6 protein-coding genes are annotated in these 4637 nt (G+C 68.1%); all 6 read left to right on the top strand.

Going from position 1 to position 4637, the window contains the following annotated elements; all coding sequences use genetic code 11:
- On the top strand, window positions 1–151 hold a 151-nt coding region (locus AB4Y84_RS13765), incomplete at its 5' end, for an SDR family oxidoreductase (protein WP_442250292.1).
- A 187-nt stretch (window positions 152–338) separates the two neighbouring features.
- Window positions 339–629, top strand: coding sequence for a DUF4190 domain-containing protein (locus tag AB4Y84_RS13760; protein WP_025874887.1), 291 nt, complete (start codon window positions 339–341; stop codon window positions 627–629).
- A gap of 7 nt (window positions 630–636) precedes the next feature.
- The gene (locus AB4Y84_RS13755) at window positions 637–1407 is read left to right on the top strand and encodes a class I SAM-dependent methyltransferase (protein WP_442244776.1); all 771 of its coding nucleotides are present in this window, start codon (window positions 637–639) and stop codon (window positions 1405–1407) included.
- A 9-nt stretch (window positions 1408–1416) separates the two neighbouring features.
- Window positions 1417–2472 (top strand): quinone-dependent dihydroorotate dehydrogenase, encoded by a 1056-nt coding sequence (locus tag AB4Y84_RS13750; RefSeq protein WP_312111879.1) that lies wholly within the window; start codon window positions 1417–1419, stop codon window positions 2470–2472.
- An 8-nt stretch (window positions 2473–2480) separates the two neighbouring features.
- Window positions 2481–3545, top strand: coding sequence for a UDP-N-acetylmuramate dehydrogenase (murB, locus tag AB4Y84_RS13745; protein WP_051584982.1), 1065 nt, complete (start codon window positions 2481–2483; stop codon window positions 3543–3545).
- Window positions 3546–3577: 32 nt separating this feature from the next.
- A complete protein-coding gene (locus tag AB4Y84_RS13740) occupies window positions 3578–4465 on the top strand; it encodes a DMT family transporter (RefSeq protein WP_032976099.1) in 888 nt (295 codons plus the stop codon).
- Window positions 4466–4637 lie beyond the last annotated feature (172 nt).

Below are 4637 nucleotides of genomic sequence, written 5' to 3'. Positions count from 1 at the left end.
GTACCACGGCACCCTGGCGAAGATTCCGTTCGGCCGCTTCGGGCAGCCGCGCGAGATAGCCGATGCCGCGCTGTTCCTGTGCTCGCCGCTGGCGCGCTGGATCACCGGCCACGTGCTCAATGTCGATGGCGGCCAGGTATTGATGGGCTAGCGCCGATCCCTCGGTAGCGGCCAACCTTGGTTTGCGCCGCATTCGTCGACCAAGGTCGACGCCTACCAGAGCCACCCCGCTCCCGGCTCCGATGGTTGCCAACCTTGCCTGGCAGCCTTGCATTGGCCGGACCATGGGATTGCCAGGGCAGAGGCACTATCATGTAAGCACTGCCACGGAGGACTCGATGAGCGTGCCACCCCGACAGAGCAACGCCCTGGCCGTGGTCAGCCTGATCGCGGGCATCTGCAGCTGGACCGTGCTGCCGGGTGTCGCCGCCCTCGTTGCCATCATCACCGGGCACCTGGCCCGCGCCGAGATCCGCCGCCGCGCTGGCGAACAGGACGGCGATGGCATGGCCCTGGCTGGGTTGATCATGGGCTGGCTCAACATCCTCGCTGCGGTGGGCCTGGTGGCCATCCTGATCTTCGCAATGGTGGCCGCCGGCGCCGACGCCAAACCTGGACTGCGCTGGTGAAAGCACGATGACCTCCGCCGACAGCACTGAACGCTTCAGCAGCCGGGTCGCGGACTATGTCCGCTACCGCCCGGACTATCCGCCTGCCCTGATGGACTGGCTGCATGGCTCCATGGCCGTGGCAACCAGCGCGCGTGTCGCTGACATCGGCGCCGGCACCGGCATCTCCAGCCGGCAGTTCCTGGCCGCCGGCCATCCACTGGTCGCCGTCGAACCCAACGCGGCGATGCGCGCGGCCGCCGAGCACTGGCTGGCGCCGCAGTATCCGCAGTTTTCCGCCGTCGATGGCCGCGCCGAGGCCACCGGCCTGGCCGAGGCCAGCGTGGACCTGGTCGGCGCCGCGCAGGCCTTCCACTGGTTCGACACCGTGGCCGTGCGCGCCGAGTGGCAGCGCATCCTGCGCCCGGGCGGGCTGGCGCTGATCTACTGGAATTCGCGCCTGCTCGATGCCAGCCCGTTCCTGGTCGGCTACGAACAACTGCTGCTGGACTACGGCACCGACTACACCGCCGTGGCCGAACGCTACCAGGACGACGCCACCATGCAGGCCTGGTTCGGCTCCGGCCTGCGCGGCATGGTGCAGCTGCCGAACGTGCAGCATCTGGACCTGGACGCCCTGCGCGGGCGCCTGCTGTCTTCTTCCTACGCGCCGCAGCCCGGCCATCCGCGCCACGCGCCGATGCTGGCTGCGCTGCAGGACCTGTTCGCCGCCCACGCGGTCGACGGCCAGGTCGCTTTTGAATATCGAACCCGAGCCTTCCTCGGCACGCTGGACTGAAACCAACGCATGTATTCGCTTGCCCGCCCCTTCCTGTTCTCGCTCGACGCCGAACGCGCCCACGGCCTCGGCCTGTCCGCTCTGGACCTGGCCTATCGCACCGGCACCACGCCGCTGGTGGCCGCACGCATCGCGCCGATGCCCAGCACGGTGTTCGGGCTGACGTTCCCCAATCCGGTCGGCCTTGCTGCCGGCCTGGACAAGAATGGCGAGCACATCGATGCACTGTTCGCGCTGGGCTTCGGCTTCGTGGAGATCGGCACGATCACGCCGCGACCGCAGGCCGGCAACCCCAAGCCGCGCCTGTTCCGGCTGCCTGCGCACAACGCGATCATCAACCGCATGGGCTTCAACAACGCCGGCGTGGATGCGCTGGTGCGCAACGTCGAACGCGCGCGCAACCGGCGCGGCCTGCTCGGCATCAACATCGGCAAGAACAAGGACACCCCCAACGAACAGGCGGCCGATGACTACATCGCCTGCATGGACAAGGTGTACCCGCTGGCCGACTACATCACCGTCAACATTTCCTCGCCCAACACGGCCGGCCTGCGCGAGCTGCAGGAAGAGACCGCGCTGCGGCAGCTGGTCAGCCAGCTGCGTGAGCGCCAGGAAGCACTGGCCGCGCAGCATGGCCGGCGCGTGCCGATGCTGGTGAAGGTGGCCCCGGACCTCAGCGAGCGCGACATCGATGCCGCCGCGCGCGTACTTGGCGAACTGCAGGTGGACGGCGTGATCGCCACCAACACCACCATCGACCACAGCCGGGTTGCCGGCGATCCGCTGGCCAATGAAGCCGGCGGGCTGTCCGGCGCACCGGTGCTGGAACAGTCCACCCTGGTACTGCGCCGCCTGCGTGCACGCCTGCCCGAATCGGTGCCGCTGGTCGGTGTCGGCGGCATCCTGTCCGGTGCCGACGCCGTGGCCAAGATGGCTGCCGGTGCGGCGCTGGTGCAGTGCTACAGCGGCCTGATCTTCAAGGGCCCGGCATTGGTCGCCGAGTGCGTGGAGGCGATCCGTCGCCGACGCGAGGCGCCCAGCCGCGGCGCGGTGGCACCCCTGTGAGCACGCCCATGGACGACACCAACAACGCTGCAGCACCGCTGCGCTGGACCCTCACCCACAACGCGCCGCTGCAGGCCCTGAACACGTTCCACGTGCAGGCCAGCGCAGCGCAGTTGCTGGAACTGCACGATGCCGCGCTGCTGCCGGAGGTTCTGGCATTGCCGGAAGTGGCCAATGGCCCGCTGCTGGTGCTCGGCAGCGGCAGCAATGTGCTGATCGCAGAGGACCTGCCCGGCACCGTGCTGGTGTTCGGCAACCGCGAAATCAGTTTCCTCGAACACCGTGCGGACCATGCGGTGATCCGCGCCGGCGCCGGCGTGTCCTGGCACGGGCTGGTGATGTGGTCGCTGCAGGAAGGCCTGTCCGGCCTGGAAAACCTCGCGCTGATTCCCGGCACCGCCGGCGCATCGCCGATCCAGAACATCGGCGCCTATGGCGCGCAGGTCGGCGAGTTCATCCAGACCGTAGAGGCCTGGGACTGCCAGGAAAAAACCTGGGTACGGCTGGACAACGAACAGTGTGGCTTCGCCTACCGCGACAGCGTGTTCAAGCAGCAGCCGGACCGCTACCTGATCACCGCCATTGAACTGAAACTGCCGCTGCTGCACGACCTGCGCATGGGCTACGCCGGCATCCGCGAAGAACTGCAGGCGCAGGGCGTGGAACTGCCGAGCGCGGTGGACGTGGCCAATGCAGTAATCGCGATCCGTCGCCGCAAGCTGCCCGACCCCGACGTACTGGGCAACGCAGGCAGTTTCTTCAAGAACCCGGTGCTGCCGCTGGAACAGGTGGAAGTGCTGCTGCAGCACTTCCCCGAGCTGCCGGTGTTCCCGGCAGACCGCGACGACCGCCGCAAGGTCTCGGCCGCCTGGATGATCGAATCCTGTGGCTGGAAGGGCTTCCGCGAAGGTGATGCCGGCGTTGCGCCCAGCCACGCGCTGGTGTTGGTCAACCACGGCAACGCCACCGGCACTGAACTGCTGGCGCTGGCACGGCGGATCTCCGCTTCGGTACTGGAGAAGTTCGGCGTGCCGATCGAACCGGAGCCCCGCCTGCTCGGCGCACAGTGGTGAGCACACCCGCCCTACCCGCCAGCGCCACCCCATTGCGGGCGGCGCTGCTGATGCTCGGCAGCACCATGGCGTTCGGACTCATGGCGGTGGCGATCCGCTACGCCACCCGCTACGTGCCGACCCAGGAAGTGGCGTTCTTCCGCAATGCCTTCGGCCTGCTCGCCCTGCTGCCGATGCTGCTGCGCCCAGGCCATGCACCGCTGAAGACCCAGCAGCTGCCGCGCTATTTCCTGCGCAGCGCAATCGGCCTGGGGTCGATGCTGTGCGCGTTCTGGGCATTGGGCCACCTGCCCCTGGCACAGGCCGTTTCGCTGTCCTACTCCACCCCGTTGTTCGTCACCATCGCGGCGGTGCTGTGGCTGGGTGAAACGGTACGCGTACGGCGCTGGGCAGCGGTGGTGGTCGGCTTCATCGGCGTGCTGGTGATCGTGCGGCCGGGCACGGCCGGCTTCACGTCCGGCAGCCTGATCGCGGTGGCCGCCGCCGTGCTCAGCTCGCTGGTGGCGATCCAGATCAAGCAGCTCACCCGAATCGACAGTGCCGACACCGTGGTGCTCTACACCTACGTGTTCTGGGTACCGCTGTCGCTGATACCGGCCTTGTTCGTGTGGGTCTGGCCCACCGGCATCGCCTGGCTCTGGCTGCTGGCCACCGGCGTGCTGGGCACCATCGGCCAGTTGCTTTGGACGCGCGCACTGCGCCTGGGCGAAGTCTCCGCGTTGACCCCGATCAGCTTCCTGCAACTGCCGCTGGTGACCTTGTGTGGCTGGCTGTTGTTCGCCGAGACGGTGGATCGCTGGACGATCATCGGCGCCGGCATCATCCTCGCCGCCAACGCCTACATCGCCCATCGCGAAGCGGTGCTTTCACGGCGTGCAGCGAGCGTCGCCGCGAGCGCAGCGGCCAAGCCGGCAGAGTAAGAGGTCCGGCCGGGCTGCGCCCGGCACCCGTGGTAGTGCCGGCCGCTGGCCGGCAACCTCAACAGCAACGGCAACAGCGGGCATTCCGTGGGATGGCGGGTTGGTGTCGGATTGCGGGGACGCCGTGAATCCGTCCATGGAGGCTTGGCAGCCGCATCCATGCGGCTGACAC

Source organism: Stenotrophomonas sp. 2YAF22 (assembly GCF_052114665.1).
GTDB classification, from domain to species: Bacteria; Pseudomonadota; Gammaproteobacteria; order Xanthomonadales; family Xanthomonadaceae; genus Stenotrophomonas; species Stenotrophomonas indicatrix.
This window is presented reverse-complemented; position numbering and strand designations above follow the sequence as displayed.